Source organism: Streptomyces apricus, from assembly GCF_008369065.1.
Classification (GTDB): domain Bacteria; phylum Actinomycetota; class Actinomycetes; order Streptomycetales; family Streptomycetaceae; genus Streptomyces; species Streptomyces apricus.
Window position 1 is genome coordinate 1,402,241 of sequence record NZ_VDFC01000046.1, and the last position, 14,923, is coordinate 1,417,163.

A 14,923-nucleotide genomic window follows, 5' to 3' on the forward strand; every position below is an offset into this window, starting at 1 on the left:
CGGTGGGGGCTGGTCGCGCCCCGCGGCGGAGCCGCAGATGTCACAGCCCCGCGCCCCTTAAAGGCAAAAGACTGCGCCGTTCCCCGCGCCCCTTTCGGGGCGCCCCTGTCGGGGCGGTTTCAGTGGTTGCGGGGGAAGCCCAGGTCCACGCCTGTGGGGGTTTCCGACGGGTCCGGCCAGCGGGTGGTGACCACCTTGCCGCGGGTGTAGAAGTGCGTGCCGTCGTTGCCGTAGATGTGGTGGTCGCCGAAGAGGGAGTCCTTCCAGCCGCCGAAGGAGTGGTAGCCCACCGGGACCGGGATCGGGACGTTCACGCCGACCATGCCCGCCTCGATCTCCAGCTGGAAGCGGCGGGCCGCGCCGCCGTCACGGGTGAAGATCGCGGTGCCGTTGCCGAAGGGCGAGGCGTTGATGAGGGCCACGCCCTCGTCGTACGTGTCCACGCGCAGCACGCACAGCACCGGGCCGAAGATCTCGTCCCGGTAGGCGTCCGAGTCGACCGGGACCCGGTCGAGCAGCGAGAGCCCGATCCAGTGGCCGTCCTCGTACCCCTCGACCGTGTACCCGGTGCCGTCGAGGACGACCTCGGAGCCCTGCGCGGCGGCGCCCGTCACGTACGAGGCGACCTTGTCGCGGTGGGCCGCGGTGATGAGCGGACCCATCTCGGAAGCCGGGTCGGTGCCGGGACCGATCTTGATCTTCTCGGCGCGCTCGCGGATCTTCGCGACCAGTTCGTCGCCGATCGCACCGACCGCGACGACGGCCGAGATCGCCATGCAGCGCTCGCCCGCCGAGCCGTAGGCGGCGGAGACGGCCGCGTCCGCCGCCGCGTCCAGGTCGGCGTCCGGGAGGACCAGCATGTGGTTCTTGGCCCCGCCGAGGGCCTGCACGCGCTTGCCGTGGGCGGAGGCGGTGGTGTGGATGTGGCGGGCGATCGGGGTGGAGCCGACGAAGGAGACCGCCTTGACGTCCGGGTGCTCCAGGAGCCGGTCGACGGCCGCCTTGTCGCCGTGGACGACGTTCAGCACACCGTCCGGCAGCCCGGCCTCCGCGAACAGCTCCGCCAGCCGCACGGACGCCGACGGGTCCTTCTCGCTCGGCTTGAGCACGAAGGTGTTGCCGCAGGCGATGGCGAGGGGGAACATCCACATCGGCACCATCGCCGGGAAGTTGAACGGCGTGATGCCCGCGACGACCCCGAGCGGCTGGCGGATCGAGGCCACGTCGACGCGCGAGGCCACCTCGGTCGACAGCTCGCCCTTGAGCTGCACGGTGATCCCGCAGGCCAGGTCGACGATCTCCAGGCCGCGCGCGACCTCGCCGAGCGCGTCCGAGTGCACCTTGCCGTGCTCGGCGGTGATCAGCGCGGCGATCTCGTCGCGGTGGGCGTCCAGCAGCGCGCGGAACGCGAAGAGGACCGCGGACCGCCTGGCGAGCGAGGAGGTGCCCCAGCTCGCGTACGCGTCCTTGGCGGCGGCGACCGCGGCGTCCACCTCCTCGGCGCCCGCGAAGGCGACCCGCGTGGTGACGGCGCCGGTCGCGGGGTCGGTGACCGGCCCGTACGTCCCCGACGTGCCCTCGACGGACTTGCCGCCGATCCAGTGGTTGACGGTCTTCGTCATGCCCCAGAACTCCTTCACAGATGGCGGCGGCGGGTGGAGGCCAGCCGTTCGTACAGCGCGCGTGCCCTGACCGCCGACGGCCGGGTCGCGGTCTCGGCCACGGGAACATCCCACCAGGCCTGCGCCGGGGGCGCGCCCGACAGTGTGTCTGCCGTTTCGGTCTCCACGTAGACACATGTGGGTGTGTCGGCGGCCCGCGCCTCGGCGAGGGCGGTGCGCAGGTCGTCCACGGTCTTGGCGCGCAGCACCCGCATGCCGAGGCTCGCCGCGTTGGCGGCCAGGTCGACCGGGAGCGGACGCCCCGTATAGGTGCCGTCCTCCGACCGGTGGCGGTAGGCGGTGGCGAACCGCTCGGCGCCGACCGTCTCGGAGAGGCCGCCGATGGACGCGTACCCGTGGTTCTGCAGGATGACGACCTTGATCGGGACGCCCTCCTGGACGGCGGTGACGATCTCGGTGGGCATCATCAGGTACGTGCCGTCGCCGACCAGCGCCCACACGGGCCGGCCGGGGGCCGCGAGGCCGACACCGATCGCGGCCGGGATCTCGTAGCCCATGCAGGAGTAGCCGTACTCGACGTGGTACTGGTCGCGGGAGCGGGCGCGCCACAGCCGGTGCAGGTCGCCGGGGAGGGAGCCGGCCGCGTTGACGACGATGTCGTCGCCGGTGACGAGCTGGTCCAGGACGCCCAGGACCTGTGCCTGGGTGGGCCGGGTGTAGGGGTCCTCCGTCTCGAACGCGGCGTCGACGCGGTGCTCCCAGCGCTCCTTGTCGTCGGTGTACTCGGTGACGTACGCGGGATCGGCGCGGTGGCCCAGGGGGGCGAGCGCCGCGGTGAGGGCCTCCAGCGCCGTGCGGGCGTCCGCGACCAGTGGCCGCCCGGCGAGCTTGTGGCCGTCCGAGGGGGCGATGTTGACGTTCAGGAAGCGGACGCCAGGGGCGGCGAAGAGGGTGCCGGAAGCGGTGGTGAAGTCGGTCCAGCGGGTGCCGACGCCGATCACCAGGTCGGCGGTGCGGGCGAGTTCGCAGGCGGTCGCCGTGCCGGTGTGCCCGATGCCGCCGACGTCCGCCGGGTGGTCCCAGGCGAGCGAGCCCTTGCCGGCCTGGGTGGAGGCGACCGGGATGCGGGTGAGGTCGGCGAAGTCGCGCAGCGCGTCCTCGGCCCCGCTGTGGTGGACGCCGCCGCCCGCGACGACCAGGGGGCGGCGGGCCGCGCGGACGGCCCGTACCGCCGCGGCCAGTTCCTGCGGGTCGGCGACCGGACGGCGTACGGTCCACACGCGCTCGGCGAAGAACTCCTCGGGCCAGTCGTGGGCCTCGGCCTGCACGTCCTGCGGGAGCGCGAGCGTGACGGCGCCGGTGTCGAGCGGGTCGGCGAGCACGCGCATCGCCCTGAGCGCGGCCGGGACCAGGGCCTCGGGGCGGGTGACGCGGTCGAAGTACCGGGACACCGGGCGCAGGCAGTCGTTGACCGACACGTCGCCCGCGTACGGGACTTCGAGCTGCTGGAGGACCGGGTCGGCGGGGCGGGTCGCGAAGACATCACCCGGAAGGAGCAGCACCGGCAGGCGGTTGACGGTGGCGAGGGCGGCGCCCGTGACGAGGTTGGTGGCGCCGGGGCCGACGGACGTGGTGACGGCCTGGGCGGAGAGGCGGTCGCTCTGGCGCGCGAACCCGACGGCCGCGTGGACCATGGCCTGTTCGTTGCGGCCCTGGTGGTACGGCATGTCGTCGGCGTACTCCAGGAGCGCCTGGCCGAGCCCGGCGACGTTGCCGTGCCCGAAGATCCCCCAGGTGGCGTCGATCAGGCGGCGCCGCACGCCGTCGCGCTCGGTGTACTGGACGGCCAGGAACCGCACCAGCGCCTGCGCGACGGTCAGCCTCGTCGTCGACTTCGCAGCCGCCCTCGTAACCGACCTCGTAGCCGACCTCGTCGTCGGCCTCGGCTCTGTCATCGGTGGCCCCCTGTGCTCTCTGCGTGTCACGGGCGGAACCGCGGGCGAAAGCAGGTTCCGCCACGTCATACGTCCGAACGGGCCCGGCGTCTCTACGGGCGGGGAACCTCCGGCGCGGAGCCGTAGCGGGCGGGGAGTCGTCGCTCGCACCTCGCTCCTGCCAAAGCGAAGCGGCGTACCGCGCCGGAGGCGTTCTGTGCCCGGGCACCACGGGGACGTGCGCGGGGTCGGCGACCCCGGCGAACACGTGCCCCCGATCCGGGAGTTCAAGTGCTTTGCCCTCTTTGTTCCCCTCTGCACGCACCGTACATCCGTCTTGGCCGACCCCAGGTCTAGCCCTGCTCACAGAGCCCTGTCAATTGGTTGTCCGGACATTCGGACCAGCCCTTGACACCTCTCCCCGGCCGCCCCGAAGCTGACGCCCATGACGTCGTTGCCACCGCAGTCATCGCCTCAGTCCTCACCCACGTCCGCACTGTCGCGCATCCGGATCGGTTCGGCGCCCGACTCCTGGGGCGTGTGGTTCCCCGACGATCCCCAGCAGGTCCCCTGGGAACGCTTCCTCGACGAGGTCGCCGAGTCCGGCTACGAGTGGATCGAGCTGGGCCCGTACGGCTACCTGCCGAGCGAGCCGGCCGTCCTCGCCGACGAGACCGCGCGCCGCAACCTGCGGGTGTCGGCCGGCACGGTCTTCACCGGGCTGCACCACGGCCCCGACGTGTGGGACGAGACCTGGGCGCACGTCTCGGACATCGCCGCGCTCACCCGGGCCATGGGCGCCGAGCACCTGGTCGTCATCCCCTCGTTCTGGCGCGACGACAAGACGGGCGAGATCCTGGAGCCCGACACGCTCACCGCCGAGCAGTGGCGGCACCTGACGACCCAGACCGAACGGCTGGGGCGCGAGGTGCGCGAGCGGTACGGGCTGAAAATCGTCGTCCACCCGCACGCCGACACACACATCGACAGCGAGGAGAACGTGGCGCGGTTCCTCGACGGCACGGACTCCTCACTCGTGTCGCTGTGCCTGGACACCGGGCACTACGCCTACTGCGGCGGGGACAGCGTCAAGCTCATCGAGACGTACGGGGAGCGGATCGGGTACCTGCACCTCAAGCAGGTGGACCCCGAGATCCTCGCCGACGTGCGGGCGAACGGGGTGCCCTTCGGGCCCGCGGTGGCGCGGGGCGTGATGTGCGAGCCGCCCACGGGGGTGCCGGCGCTCGAACCCGTGCTGGCCGCCGCGCAGAAGCTGGACGTGGAGCTGTTCGCGATCGTCGAGCAGGACATGTATCCGTGCCCGCCGGACAAGCCGTTGCCGATCGCTCGGCGGACGCGGGCGTTTCTTCGCTCCTGCGGAGCGTAAGCGTTCCACTGGGGTGCCCTGAGGGGTGCGGGTCGTTCTTCGACTGCCGGTCGGTGGGGGCCGGGCGCGCAGTTCCCCGCGCCCCTGAAGGGACGCCCCGTCCGGGGCGCCCCTTCAGGCCCACTCGTCACCCGTGTCACAAATAACGCGGTTCTGTCACAGGTGTCTCGTGTGCGCGGGGCTTGCGTCACACCCGGGCGACAGGGGCTGCCCGGTCGTCACCGTGCGTCGTTCACCGAGCACAGTTTGGTGATCGCCAGCGCAGCGCCCGGCTCCCCCGACGGCCGCCCCCGGCCGCGCCGCGGCGCGCGCGGGGAGGTGCTACGGATGACCGACCGGAAGCTCTGGTCCTACAAGGAGATCGCGGCGCACATCAAGGTGCAGCCGGACACGGTGCGGTCCTACCGCAAGCACGGGCTGCTGCCCCCGCCCGACCACGTGGAGGGCGGCAAGCCCTACTGGTACGCCGACACCGTCCGCGCCTGGGTCGCCTCCCGGCCCGGCAACAGGGGGCGCGGGGGCGGCTGATCCACCGGCGTGAGGGTCCCGCGCGCCGCGTGTGGGACCCTCACGCCCAGGGTTCGACGACCGTGACGCCCGCCCCCGGGGCCGTGCCCATCGCCGCCAGTGCGTCCGGGGCCGCCGCCAGGGGGATCGTGGACGTCACCAGGAGGTCGGGGCGCAGCAGTCCGGACCGGACCGCCTCCAGCATCGGCGGGTAGGCGTGCGCGGCCATCCCGTGGCTGCCGAGCAGTTCGAGCTCCAGGGCGATGACCCGGGCCATCGGGACCGCCGGGTCCTCGGGCAGCAGGCCCACCTGGACGTGCCGGCCGCGGCGGCGCAGACCGCCGATCGAGGCCGCGCAGGTGCCGGGCGAACCGAGGGCGTCGAGCGAGAGGTGGGCGCCGCCGCCGGTCAGGTCGCGGACCGCCGCCGCCGTGTCCACGCCCCCGGACGCGTCCACGCAGTGCGCGGCGCCGAACCGCCGCGCCAGGCCGAGGGCCCGCGGCGAGAGGTCGACCGCGACGACCCGGGCCCCGGCGGCGGCCGCGATCATCACCGCGGACAGCCCGACCCCGCCGCAGCCGTGCACGGCCACCCACTCCCCCGGCGCCGCCCTTCCCTGCGCGACCACCGCGCGGAACGCCGTGGCGAACCGGCAGCCCAGCGCGGCGGCCGTGCCGAAGGACAGCTCGTCCGGCACCGCGACCAGGTTCACGTCGGCGTGGTCCAGGGCGACGTACTCGGCGAACGAGCCCCAGTGCGTGAAGCCGGGCTGGGTCTGCCGTTCGCACACCTGCTGGTCGCCCGCCGCGCAGGAGGCGCAGGTCCCGCACGCGCAGACGAAGGGCACCGTGACGCGGTCGCCGGGGCGGTGGCGGGTCACCAGGGCGCCCACCGCCTCGACGGTCCCGGCGAGTTCGTGGCCGGGCACGTGCGGCAGCGCGATGTCCGGGTCGTGGCCCTGCCAGCCGTGCCAGTCGCTGCGGCACAGGCCGGTGGCTCCGACCCGCACCACCACCCCGTGCGGTGCGGGCACCGGGTCCGGCACCTCCCGCACCCCGGCCCGCTGCCCGAACCGCTCGAACACCACTGCCCGCATGTCCTCCGCCCTCCGCCGACGCCGTTCCCCGGGGGTGAGCCCCCTTGGGAACGTACCCCCTAGGGGTATAGTCTGGACAGTGTGAAGGCCCTTGGGTCACTCGTGTCCCACGCCACGCACGCCCCACACGTCTCGACGAGGAGCAACGACATGACCGCCCACACCGACACCCCGGACACCTCCGGTTCCGTCACCACCGTCTACCGGGTGAGCGGGATGAGCTGCGGACACTGCGAGGGCGCGGTCTCCGGCGAGATCTCCGCGATCGCCGGTGTCAGCTCCGTGAAGGCCGTCGCCTCCACCGGTGAGGTGACCGTGGTCTCGGCCGCCCCGCTCGACACCGAGGCCGTGCGCGCCGCCGTCGACGAGGCCGGCTTCGAGCTCGCCGGCCAGGCCTGACCCGGGCCCCGGCCCACGCCTTTCCACCGTACGGGGCCGTACCGGCCGGCTGATACCGGTTCCGTACGGCCCTGTCCGTTCCCTGGAGCACGGACATGAACAGCACCACCGCGGCGCCCGCACAGGTCGAGCTGACCATCGGCGGGATGACCTGCGCCTCCTGCGCGGCCCGGGTCGAGAAGAAGCTCAACCGCATGGACGGCGTCACCGCCACGGTCAACTACGCGACGGAGAAGGCGAAGGTCGCGTACGCGGACGGCGTGCGGGTCGACGACCTGATCGCCACCGTGGTGAGGACCGGGTACACGGCCGAGGAACCCCCGCCGCCGGCACCCGCCGGGGCTCCGGCCGCCGAGGACGGGACGGGCGAGGACGGGACGGGCGAGGACGGGGCGGCCGATCCCGAGCTGGCCGCGCTGCGCGAGCGCCTCGTCGTCTCGGCGCTGCTCGCCGCGCCCGTCGTCCTGCTGTCGATGGTCCCGGCGCTGCAGTTCGACAACTGGCAGTGGCTGGCGCTCACGCTCGCCGCGCCGGTCGTCGTCTGGGGCGGACTGCCCTTCCACCGGGCCGCGTTCACCAACGCCCGGCACGGCGCCGCCACCATGGACACGCTCGTCTCCACCGGCACGCTGGCCGCGTTCGGCTGGTCCCTGTGGGCGCTGTTCGGCGGCGACGCGGGCATGGAGGGCATGCGGGACGAGGGCTTCTCGCTGACCGTCTCGCGGGAGCAGGGCTCCTCGGCGATCTACCTGGAGGTGGCCGCCGGGGTGGTGGCCCTCATCCTGCTGGGCCGCTATCTGGAGGCCCGCTCCAAGCGGCGGGCGGGCGCCGCCCTGCGCTCCCTGATGGAGCTGGGCGCCAAGGACGTCACCGTCGTACGGGAGGGCCGCGAGGTCCGCGTGCCGGTGGCCGCGCTGGCGGTGGGCGACCGTTTCGTCGTACGCCCCGGGGAGAAGGTCGCCACCGACGGCACCGTCGTCGAGGGGACCTCGGCGGTCGACGCGTCGATGCTGACGGGCGAGTCGGTGCCGGTGGACGTGACGGTGGGCTCGGCCGTCACCGGGGCGACCGTGAACGCCGGCGGGCGGCTGCTCGTCGAGGCGACCCGGGTCGGCGCCGACACGCAACTGGCCCGGATGGCGCGGCTCGTGGAGGACGCGCAGAACGGCAAGGCCGCGGTGCAGCGCCTCGCCGACCGCGTCTCCGGCGTCTTCGTACCCGTCGTACTGCTGATCGCGGCCGGCACCTTCGGCGGCTGGCTCGGCGTCACCGGGGACACCGCCGCCGCGTTCACCGCGGCCGTCGCCGTGCTGATCATCGCCTGCCCGTGCGCCCTGGGCCTGGCCACCCCGACCGCCCTCATGGTCGGCACCGGCCGCGGCGCCCAGCTCGGCATCCTCATCAAGGGCCCCGAGGTCCTGGAGTCCACCCGCCGCGTCGACACCGTCGTCCTGGACAAGACCGGCACCGTCACCACCGGCCGCATGACCCTCCAGGAGGCGTACGCGGCCGGCGGCACCGGCGAGGACCGCGTACTGCGCCTCGCGGGGGCCCTGGAGCACGCCTCGGAGCATCCGGTGGCCCGGGCGGTCGCCACGGGCGCCGAGGAGCGGATCGGGCCCCTGCCGGCCGTACAGGGCTTCGAGAACGTGCCCGGGCTCGGGGTCCGCGGCACGGTCGAGGGCCATGCGGTGCTCGTGGGCCGGGCCCGCCTCCTGGCGGACGCCGGGATCGCCCTCCCCGACGACCTGGCCGCGCACGCGGCGCGGGCCGAGCGGGAGGGGCGCACCGCCGTGGCCGTCGCCTGGGACGGCGCGGCGCACGGTGTCGTGACGGTCGCCGACGCGGTCAAGGAGACCAGCGCGGAGGCGGTCCGCGCGCTGCGCGCCCTGGGGCTCACTCCGATGCTGCTGACCGGGGACAACCGCAGCGTCGCCGAGTCCGTGGCCCGCGCCGTCGGCATCGACCCCGCCGACGTGATCGCCGAGGTGCTGCCCGAGGAGAAGGTCGCCGTCGTCGAACGGCTGCGCGCCGAGGGGCGGGTGGTGGCGATGGTGGGCGACGGCGTCAACGACGCGGCCGCGCTCGCCACCGCCGACCTGGGCCTGGCGATGGGCACGGGGACGGACGCGGCGATCGAGGCGGGCGACCTGACGCTGGTGCGCGGGGACCTGCGGACGGCGGCGGACGCGATCCGGCTGTCCCGCAGGACCCTCGCCACGATCAAGGGGAACCTCGTGTGGGCCTTCGGCTACAACGTGGCGGCCCTGCCGCTCGCCGCGGCGGGACTGCTGAACCCGATGATCGCGGGCGCCGCCATGGCGTTCTCCTCCGTGTTCGTGGTGACGAACAGCCTTCGCCTCAAAGCATTTTCATGACGCATTTTCATGATGAAGAGGCAGGAGTCCCCTAGAGTCCGGCACACGTCTTCACATAAGCTCTTCACAAGGCTCGCGCATCATCCTTACGCTAGGGATCCGGTAGTCATATCGGACCTCTTGCGCATCTTCAGGACATGCGTGGGAGACGCAGGTCACAGTGATGTCAACGTAACCATCTAAGGGGTTCGTGAGTCTAGATTGGCGATGTCAGAGACGTCTTGGGGGGCGAATCTGACATCTGGGGACGTCTTGGGGGACGTTCTCGGAATTGCGTTGCCGGGGCGCGTACGGCGGGGAGCTTGAGCGGCCCTCCCGTCAGTACGGGTCCCGGCAGACCGCACCGCAGCGATTCAGGCGCTGCCTTCGACGCCCGGCCGGATCCCGTGGGGGGAATCCGCACCGGGACATGGGAAGGCGCCCCGACTCCGGCCCGTGGGGGGACCGGCAGCGGGGCGCCTTCTTCTTTGCCTCGTACGTGCCTCGTGCTTTTTTGGGTGGCTGGCCGCTTACGCCCTTCAGGGGCGCGGGGAACTGCGCGACCAGCCCTCACCGGGCCGCGGACGAATCCCCGCGGCCCGTCGGAGCGCCTAGCGCTCCTCCACGGGGATGAAGTCCCGCTCGACCACACCCGTGTAGATCTGCCGCGGACGCCCGATGCGCGACCCCGGCTCCTTGATCATCTCGTGCCACTGGGCGATCCAGCCCGGCAGCCGGCCGAGGGCGAACAGGACCGTGAACATCTCGGTCGGGAAGCCCATGGCCCGGTAGATCAGGCCGGTGTAGAAGTCGACGTTCGGGTAGAGGTTGCGCGAGACGAAGTAGTCGTCGGAGAGCGCGTGCTCCTCCAGCTTGAGCGCGATGTCCAGCAGCTCGTCGGACTTGCCGAGGGCCGACAGGACGTCGTGCGCGGCAGCCTTGATGATCTTCGCGCGCGGGTCGAAGGACTTGTACACCCGGTGGCCGAAGCCCATCAGGCGGACGCCGTCCTCCTTGTTCTTCACCTTGCGGATGAAGGAGTCGACGTCGCCGCCGTTGGCCTGGATGCCTTCCAGCATCTCCAGGACCGACTGGTTGGCGCCGCCGTGCAGGGGGCCCCACAGGGCGCTGATGCCGGCGGAGATCGAGGCGAACATGTTCGCCTGCGACGAGCCCACCAGGCGCACGGTGGAGGTCGAACAGTTCTGCTCGTGGTCCGCGTGCAGGATGAGCAGCTTGTCGAGCGCGGAGACGACGACCGGGTCGAGCTCGTACTCCTGCGCCGGCACCGAGAACGTCATGCGCAGGAAGTTCTCGACGTAGCCGAGGTCGTTGCGCGGGTAGACGAAGGGGTGGCCGATCGACTTCTTGTACGCGTACGCGGCGATCGTCGGGAGCTTGGCGAGCAGCCGGATCGTCGAGAGGTGGCGCTGCTCCTCGTCGAACGGGTTGTGGCTGTCCTGGTAGAACGTCGACAGCGCGGAGACCACCGAGGACAGCATGGCCATCGGGTGGGCGTCGCGGGGGAAGCCCTGGAAGAACCGCTTGACGTCCTCGTGCAGCAGGGTGTGCTGCGTGATCTCGTTCTGGAAGGTGGAGAGCTCGTCGACCGTGGGCAGCTCGCCGTTGATGAGCAGGGAGGCCACCTCAAGGAAGGTGGAGCTCTCCGCGAGCTGCTCGATCGGGTACCCGCGGTAGCGGAGGATGCCCTGCTCACCGTCGAGGTAGGTGATCGCGGATTTATAGGCGGCGGTGTTCCCGTAACCGCTGTCCAGCGTCACCAGACCGGTCTGGGCGCGGAGCTTCCCGATGTCGAAGCCCTTGTCGCCGACGGTGCTGTCGATCACCGGGTAGGTGTACTCGCCGTCGCCGTACCGCAGTACTACAGCATTGTTGGTGTGCTCGCTCACGTCATCCCTCACCGACGTTGTGCCTCTTCTTCGAGGTGCCCTGACTGTCTCTACCATCCCCCATTTGGCGCAGGAGAGTGCACTCGGGGTCGACCATTGGGCCTATCGGCGGCACTCAGTGCCGCCAACCTGTTCATCCTGCCCGCTTCCACGGCCTTCCGAAAGTGCCCTGTGAGGTTTCCGACTCATTTGATCGATCATTTTTTCCGCAGCGCCGCCGACGGCGGGTCGCGCAGTTCCCCGCGCCCCTGAAGGGGCGCCCCTTCAGGGGCGCGGGGAACTGCGCGAACGGCCCCCACCGGGCCGCAGCCGGGTCTCCTACGCCGCCAACCCCTTGCCGGACAGGCGGTAGGCCAACGCCGTGCCCCGGCGGCCCGCCGACACCGTGCGGACCGCCTGTGCGAGCGCCTTGCGCGACCCCACCAGCACCACCAGCTTCTTCGCGCGCGTGACCGCCGTATACAAGAGGTTGCGCTGGAGCATCATCCACGCCCCCGTCGTCACCGGAATGACGACGGCCGGATACTCGCTCCCCTGCGAGCGGTGGATCGTCACCGCGTACGCGTGCGCGAGCTCGTCCAGCTCGTCGAACTCGTACGGCACCTCCTCGTCCTCGTCCGTCAGGACGGTCAGCCGCTGGTCGTCGAGGTTCAGCGAGGTCACCACCCCCACCGTCCCGTTGAAGACGCCGTTCTCGCCCTTCTCGTAGTTGTTGCGGATCTGGGTGACCTTGTCGCCCACCCGGAACACGCGCCCGCCGAACCGCTTCTCGGGCAGGTCGGGCCGGGCCGGGGTGATCGCCTGCTGGAGCAGGCCGTTCAGCGCCGCCGCGCCCGCCGGACCCCGGTGCATCGGCGCCAGCACCTGCACGTCCCGGCGCGGGTTCAGCCCGAACTTCGCCGGGACGCGCCGCGCCGCCACGTCCACCGTGAGCCGCCCCGCCTCCTCCGTCTCGTCCTCCACGAAGAGGAAGAAGTCGTTCAGTTTGTCCGTCACCGGCTGCTGTCCGGCGTTGATCCGGTGGGCGTTCATGACCACCCCCGACTGCTGGGCCTGCCGGAAGACCTTGGTCAGCCGGACCGCGGGGACCGGCCCGCCCTCGGCCAGCAGGTCCCGCAGCACCTCCCCCGCCCCGACGCTCGGCAGCTGGTCCACGTCCCCGACGAACAGCAGGTGCGCGCCCGGTGGCACCGCCTTCACCAGTTTGTTGGCGAGCAGCAGGTCCAGCATCGACGCCTCGTCCACGACCACCAGGTCGGCGTCGAGCGGCCGGTCCTTGTCGTACGCCGCGTCGCCCCCCGGCCGCAGTTCGAGCAGTCGGTGCACGGTGGAGGCCTCCGCGCCGGTCAGCTCGGCGAGGCGCTTGGCGGCCCGGCCGGTCGGCGCCGCGAGGACCACCTTCGCCTTCTTCGCGCGGGCCAGCTCCACGATCGACCGGACCGTGAAGGACTTGCCGCAGCCGGGCCCGCCGGTCAGCACCGCGACCTTCTCGGTGAGGGCGAGCCGGACCGCCTGCTCCTGCTCGGGGGCCAGCTCCGTCCCCGTACGCCCCTTGAGCCAGGTCAGCGCCTTGTCCCAGGCCACGTCCCGGAACGCGGGCATCCGGTCGTCCCCGGTGCGCAGCAGCCGCAGCAGCTGGGCGGACAGGGACAGCTCGGCGCGGTGGAAGGGGACGAGGTAGACGGCCGTCACCGGCTCCCCGCCGTCGGGGCCCGGCACCCGCTCCCGTACGACCCCGGGGTCCTCGCCCTCCTCCGGCGGGGCGGCCAGCTCCGCGAGGCACTCGATGACCAGGCCGGTGTCCACCTGGAGCAGCTTGACGGCGTCCGCGATCAGCCGTTCCTCGGGGAGGAAGCAGTGGCCCTGGTCGGTGGACTGCGAGAGGGCGTACTGCAGACCGGCCTTGACCCGCTCCGGGCTGTCGTGCGGGATGCCCACGGACTGGGCGATCTTGTCGGCGGTGAGGAAGCCGATGCCCCAGACGTCGGCGGCGAGGCGGTAGGGCTGGTTCTTGACGACCGAGATGGAGGCGTCGCCGTACTTCTTGTAGATGCGGACCGCGATCGACGTGGACACCTCGACGGTCTGGAGGAAGAGCATGACCTCCTTGATCGCCTTCTGCTCCTCCCAGGCCTCGGCGATCTTCTTGGTGCGCTTGGGGCCGAGCCCGGGCACCTCGATGAGCCGCTTCGGCTCCTCCTCGATGATCTGGAGCGTGTCCAGCCCGAAGTGGGTGGTGATGCGGTCGGCGAAGACCGGTCCGATGCCCTTGACCAGGCCGGACCCGAGGTAGCGCCGGATGCCCTGGACCGTGGCGGGCAGCACGGTCGTGTAGTTCTCGACGGTGAACTGCTTGCCGTACTGCTGGTGGGAGCCCCAGCGGCCCTCCATGCGCAGCGACTCGCCCACCTGGGCGCCGAGCAGCGCGCCGACGACGGTGAGCAGGTCACCGCCGCCGCGCCCGGTGTCGACCCGGGCGACGGTGTAGCCGTTCTCCTCGTTGGCGTACGTGATGCGCTCCAGCACGCCTTCGAGCACCGCGAGGTTCCGCTCCCCGCTCCCCGCCCCCATCTGATTGCCCATGATCCGACGCTACCGCCCCCGTCTGACACCGGGGCGACAGCCGACGATGCTCACGAACGCCGGGTTCCCTGCCGGCGGAATGAGATTCCGGGCGGAAGCTGTCCGGATAGTCGAAGAGGTTCCACTGTCCGGCCCGTCCGGTACCCGGGGGTGTGAGGGAGTGCGGCCGGTGGTTCAGGTGGTCTTGCGCGCCACGCCTCCGTAGAAGCCGATCTCGCCGGACCGGGCGGGCGGCGGGCCGTCCGGGCGCCAGAACGGGACCTGGACGAGGCCCGGCTCGACCAGGTCGAAGCCGTCGAAGAACCGCTCGATCCCGGCGCGGGGGCGCAGGGTCAGCCTGGCGGTGGCCTTGTTGTAGACGGCCCGGGCGTCGTCGCGGTCCGCGAAGTCGTCCGTGGCGTGCGAGAGCACCAGGAAGCTCCCGGCCGGCAGCGCGTCGCGCAGGGTGGCGACGACCTGCTCGGGCTTCTCCGCGTCGGTCAGGAAGTGCACGACGGCGACGAGGAGCAGCGCGACCGGCTCGTCGAAGTCGATGACCCGGCGGACGTCGGGGTGGTCCACGACGTCCCGCGGGTCGCGCAGGTCGGCGAGCACGATGCTGTTCTCGCACGCACCCGCGCCCGAATCGCTGAGCAGCGCGTCGGCGTGGGACCGCACGATCGGGTCGTTGTCGACGTACGCGACGCGCACGTCCGGTGCCACCTCGCGGGCGGTCTCGTGCACGTTCGGCGAGGTGGGCAGTCCGGTGCCGATGTCGAGGATCTGGCGTACGCCGCTGCCGACGACGTACCGGACGGCGCGCCGCATGAAGGCGCGGTTGGCCCGTACCCCGACGCGCACCTCGGGTGCGACCTTGGCCAGCGCGTCGCCGGCCTGCTGGTCCACCTCGTAGTTGTCCTTGCCGCCGAGCAGGTAGTCGTAGATCCGCGCCGGGTGCGGCCTGCTGGTGTCGATCTGACTGGCCCAGAGCCCGTCCTGACTCACGCTACGCGCTCCTCCCGCCCACCACCGGGGCCCTGCGCCACGGCGACTGCCACCAGCCTTACACATCAACTCCGCGGTCCGTTACCTCAGTTGACGGAGGAATCCTTCACCGCTTCGAGGAAAGCGGCGAAGGCGGGGGCGGGG

General features: G+C 71.9%; 10 protein-coding genes and 1 pseudogene. 4 read left to right on the forward strand and 7 right to left on the reverse strand.

Annotated elements, in window-relative coordinates; translation table 11 throughout:
- Positions 1–119: 119 nt before the first annotated feature.
- From mmsA to FGF04_RS41290, 3 genes and pseudogenes are all read right to left on the reverse strand, one after another.
- On the reverse strand, positions 120–1,622 hold the full coding sequence (gene mmsA / locus FGF04_RS26410) for a CoA-acylating methylmalonate-semialdehyde dehydrogenase (protein ID WP_149513718.1): 1,503 nt from the start codon (positions 1,620–1,622) through the stop codon (positions 120–122).
- 14 nt (positions 1,623–1,636) lie between these two features.
- The gene (gene iolD / locus FGF04_RS26415) at positions 1,637–3,577 is read right to left on the reverse strand and encodes a 3D-(3,5/4)-trihydroxycyclohexane-1,2-dione acylhydrolase (decyclizing) (RefSeq protein WP_149513719.1); all 1,941 of its coding nucleotides are present in this window, start codon (positions 3,575–3,577) and stop codon (positions 1,637–1,639) included.
- A gap of 101 nt (positions 3,578–3,678) precedes the next feature.
- Positions 3,679–3,887, reverse strand: a pseudogene (locus FGF04_RS41290) (5-deoxy-glucuronate isomerase); the annotation flags it as partial.
- Positions 3,888–4,001: 114 nt separating this feature from the next.
- Here FGF04_RS41290 and FGF04_RS26425 point away from each other — a divergent pair.
- Together FGF04_RS26425 and FGF04_RS26430 are read left to right on the forward strand one after the other, a co-directional pair.
- Positions 4,002–4,943, forward strand: a complete 942-nt coding sequence (locus FGF04_RS26425; RefSeq protein ID WP_149513720.1) for a sugar phosphate isomerase/epimerase family protein — start codon at positions 4,002–4,004, stop codon at positions 4,941–4,943.
- 327 nt (positions 4,944–5,270) lie between these two features.
- Positions 5,271–5,471, forward strand: a complete 201-nt coding sequence (locus tag FGF04_RS26430) for a helix-turn-helix transcriptional regulator (protein ID WP_149513721.1) — start codon at positions 5,271–5,273, stop codon at positions 5,469–5,471.
- A gap of 40 nt (positions 5,472–5,511) precedes the next feature.
- Here FGF04_RS26430 and FGF04_RS26435 read toward each other — a convergent pair whose 3' ends face one another.
- Positions 5,512–6,546 carry a zinc-dependent alcohol dehydrogenase family protein gene (locus tag FGF04_RS26435; protein WP_149513722.1) on the reverse strand — a complete coding sequence of 345 codons (1,035 nt, stop codon included), beginning with the start codon at positions 6,544–6,546 and terminating at the stop codon, positions 5,512–5,514.
- Between the two features lie 150 nt (positions 6,547–6,696).
- Here FGF04_RS26435 and FGF04_RS26440 point away from each other — a divergent pair, with 150 nt between their 5' ends.
- Together FGF04_RS26440 and FGF04_RS26445 are read left to right on the forward strand one after the other, a co-directional pair.
- On the forward strand, positions 6,697–6,945 hold the full coding sequence (locus tag FGF04_RS26440) for a heavy-metal-associated domain-containing protein (protein WP_149513723.1): 249 nt from the start codon (positions 6,697–6,699) through the stop codon (positions 6,943–6,945).
- A 95-nt stretch (positions 6,946–7,040) separates the two neighbouring features.
- Positions 7,041–9,323: a heavy metal translocating P-type ATPase gene (locus tag FGF04_RS26445; protein ID WP_149513724.1), complete on the forward strand. Its 2,283-nt coding sequence runs from the start codon at positions 7,041–7,043 to the stop codon at positions 9,321–9,323.
- Between the two features lie 590 nt (positions 9,324–9,913).
- Here FGF04_RS26445 and FGF04_RS26450 read toward each other — a convergent pair.
- From FGF04_RS26450 to FGF04_RS26460, 3 genes are all read right to left on the reverse strand, one after another.
- Entirely contained in the window at positions 9,914–11,212 is a 1,299-nt protein-coding gene (locus FGF04_RS26450) for a citrate synthase (RefSeq protein ID WP_149513725.1), read from the reverse strand.
- Between the two features lie 318 nt (positions 11,213–11,530).
- Entirely contained in the window at positions 11,531–13,795 is a 2,265-nt protein-coding gene (gene recD2, locus FGF04_RS26455; RefSeq protein ID WP_149513726.1) for an SF1B family DNA helicase RecD2, read from the reverse strand.
- Between the two features lie 174 nt (positions 13,796–13,969).
- The gene (locus tag FGF04_RS26460) at positions 13,970–14,779 is read right to left on the reverse strand and encodes an SAM-dependent methyltransferase (protein WP_149513727.1); all 810 of its coding nucleotides are present in this window, start codon (positions 14,777–14,779) and stop codon (positions 13,970–13,972) included.
- Between the last annotated feature and the right edge of the window lie 144 nt (positions 14,780–14,923).